General features: G+C 56.8%; 2 protein-coding genes and 1 pseudogene. 2 read left to right on the forward strand and 1 reads right to left on the reverse strand.

Annotated elements, in window-relative coordinates:
* Positions 1-210 precede the first annotated feature (210 nt).
* Complete coding sequence (locus AM590_RS18375; RefSeq protein ID WP_157575488.1) at positions 211-1,212, reverse strand: halocyanin domain-containing protein; 1,002 nt, start codon at positions 1,210-1,212, stop codon at positions 211-213.
* 114 nt (positions 1,213-1,326) lie between these two features.
* On the opposite strand from AM590_RS18375, the gene nirK reads away from it, so the two are divergent.
* Positions 1,327-2,412, forward strand: a complete 1,086-nt coding sequence (nirK, locus tag AM590_RS18380; protein ID WP_058828742.1) for a copper-containing nitrite reductase — start codon at positions 1,327-1,329, stop codon at positions 2,410-2,412.
* 90 nt (positions 2,413-2,502) lie between these two features.
* Positions 2,503-2,724: pseudogene (locus AM590_RS20140) on the forward strand (hypothetical protein); the annotation flags it as partial.
* Positions 2,725-2,812: the final 88 nt, after the last annotated feature.

Here is a 2,812-nt window from a genome sequence, read left to right on the forward strand (position 1 = left end):
CCGTGAGATTGCCCTGATGTGTGTCGTTTACAACATCAAGCGTGCCGTGAAACAGTGAAAACCTACGCCGTATGGCGATTCAACACAGCCTTTCAGAACGATTGTGTGTTCCGCTCGGGCCATCTCTGAGAATATCGGGTGAGGCTCGTTCTTGTTGAACGAGATCTGAAATATGTTCGTAGAATACCGTATGTCACTGGCCGAGTATGGTTACTCGTCGTGACGGTCACGTGCCCATAGGAACACACCGAACGCGAGTGGCGAGAGGAATGCGGCACCGAGACTTCCGAACACTGCGAGTTGGCTAGTCGTTACCTCGTAGACGCCTTCGAAGACGTCACCGACGACAATTGCCCCTTTCATCCCGTTAGTGATGTGGGGTTCACAGGCGTATTTACTGATACCAACGCCGTCGAAGACCAGACCCCACCTCCCGGTGGATTGTGACGGACTGGTGTATTCTCTATCGCTAGCCGCGAATCCGTGGGGACCGTCGTCACCTACCCACTCCCAGATGACGCGAGTACCCGGATCAATAGTAACAGCCGGTGGAGAGAGTGCAAAGCCCCCGCCGTTCCCGTTCGCTCCGACCTGAATACGAACCTCTTCGTGTCCACGCATGTCGACAGTTCCGTCGAAGTTATCGACGTCGTCGAACCAACCTTCGTAATCCGGTTCCCGAGGGACGTATTCGTAGTCCGGTTCAGGGGTTGGAGTCGGTTTCGGTGTCGCCACAGACACTTCGACGTCACCGACGAGCACTGCACCCTTCATTCCCATCGCCTTGTGCGGAGTACACGCATAGAGAGACACACCCTCGGTAGCGAACGTGTGTTCGAACGTCGCACCCGTGGTCGTGACCATTTCGCTCCCGTAAGTGCCGTCCTCTGCGACGACGTTGTGGCTTCCACCGTCTCCCGTCCACTCCCAGACAACTGTCGCCCCCTGGTCGATTCGGACTGCCGGTGGACCGAAGGCGAAGCCACCGCCGTTCCCCTCCGCACCGACTTCTACTGTCACTCGTGTTTTCCCGCGTTCGTCCGTGATACCATCGTAATTCGAGACGTCACTGAACCAGCCCGTGAGGTCGAGTTCCTGTTGTGCAGCAGCTGGAGGCATCGGACCAATCGACGCCCCCCCGACAGTGGCCACTGCCGCTGCCTTTAGGAACCATCGCCGATTGACATTCGTACAGGTCTCGGTAGATATCATGTACGTCAGTAGTTGTGTGGGAGATATAACCGTAGAACTCGGTTCTCAACCCGTGAGAGAGAAAATATCGATATATACTGTCTCTTCGCTATGTTTAGCCTGAGAGAGATACTTATGACGTACACTACGACTCGACGGCGGGTACTCCAAGCGGCAGGACTTGGTGGGACGATGGCGTTGGCCGGTTGTACTGTCGGCACACCACCAGACAACAACGTACAGGCAAGTCCACTCCAACTCCAGATGGACACGGAACTCGGGCCAGCAAAGCCCGTAGATGTCAATCGTATCGCGGCTGACCCCCGCGATATCCCTGCACCGATCACCCGAACGTCACCGGAGACAGTATCGGTGGAACTGGAGACACTCGAGCAAGTTGCCGAAGTCGAACCTGGCGTCACGTTCACGTACATGACGTTTAACGGACAAGTCCCCGGCCCGTTCATTCGAACACGCGTAGGGGACACTGTCGACCTCATCATTCGCAACCACGAGGACAACTCGATGGTTCACAACGTCGACTTCCATGCGTGCCGTGGTCCCGGCGGCGGGGCAGAAGCGACGAACGTCGCCCCGGGAGAGGAGAGACAACTCCGGTTCAAGGTGACATATCCCGGAGCGTTCGTCTACCACTGTGCCGTCGCGAACGTCGACTACCACATCTCCGCGGGGATGTTCGGTATCATCCTCGTCGAACCGGAAGAGGGTCTTCCCGAGGTAGACCACGAGTTCTACCTCGGACAGCACGAGCTCTACACGAACGGGAAGACGGGACAGAAGGGCCACCACGAGTTCGACTTCACACGAATGGCGATGGAGGACCCGACGTACGTCCTGATGAACGGTGAGAAGTACGCAATTACGCCGGACAACTACGCCGAGATGAACGTGAAGACCGGCGAGACTGCCCGCATTTTCTACGGGGTTGGAGGGCCGAATCTGTTCTCGAGCTTCCACCCGATCGGCAGCGTCTGGGACGAAGTCTGGGAACAGGGTGCGCTTGCCAGCGAACCGATGCGCTACGTTCAGACGACTCCTGTCCTCCCGGGAAGTGCCTGTGTCGCGACGATGTCGTTCCCAGTGCCGGGTGACTTCAAGCTGGTCGACCACGCGCTCTCACGGGTCGCACGGAAAGGAGCGCTCGCAATCATCACCGCTGAGGGCCCAGAAGATACCGATATGTTCGACCCAGTTAGGTAACTGTTGAGCGACACAGTGGATCCGAACCCCCGTTTCTACGTGAACATATCCGGGAACAACCATAGGTCGGGTCCCACCGTACGCTATCGTATGATCGGATTCCCATCCCCCTTTGGTGGTTCCAGCGACGACAGCGGTCTGTTCGACGAATACGACGAGTTCGTTCCAGAACACCTTCCTCAGCCGGGGGTGTTCCTCAAAGGCCACCGTGTACTCACCGACGGTGAACACGTCACCTTTCATAAACTCACGCAAGAACTGTTCGAGGAACGAAAAGTCTATGACATGACGTTCAATTACAACTTGGCGCGTCATCCGTCTTTAGCTAAGCGAAGAACCGCATGACTGCGGCGGCTTATCGGTGTTACTTTTCGGAAGGAATGAGGAGGCAACGAGTGTG

This window comes from Haloferax sp. Q22 (assembly GCF_001482285.1).
Classification (GTDB): domain Archaea; phylum Halobacteriota; class Halobacteria; order Halobacteriales; family Haloferacaceae; genus Haloferax.

Excerpts from the sequence above, each read along its gene's own strand:
- AM590_RS18375 (WP_157575488.1), bottom strand. The coding sequence starts at position 1,212 with ATGATATCTACCGAGACCTGTACGAATGTCAATCGGCGATGGTTCCTA.
- nirK (WP_058828742.1), top strand. The coding sequence starts at position 1,327 with ATGACGTACACTACGACTCGACGGCGGGTACTCCAAGCGGCAGGACTT.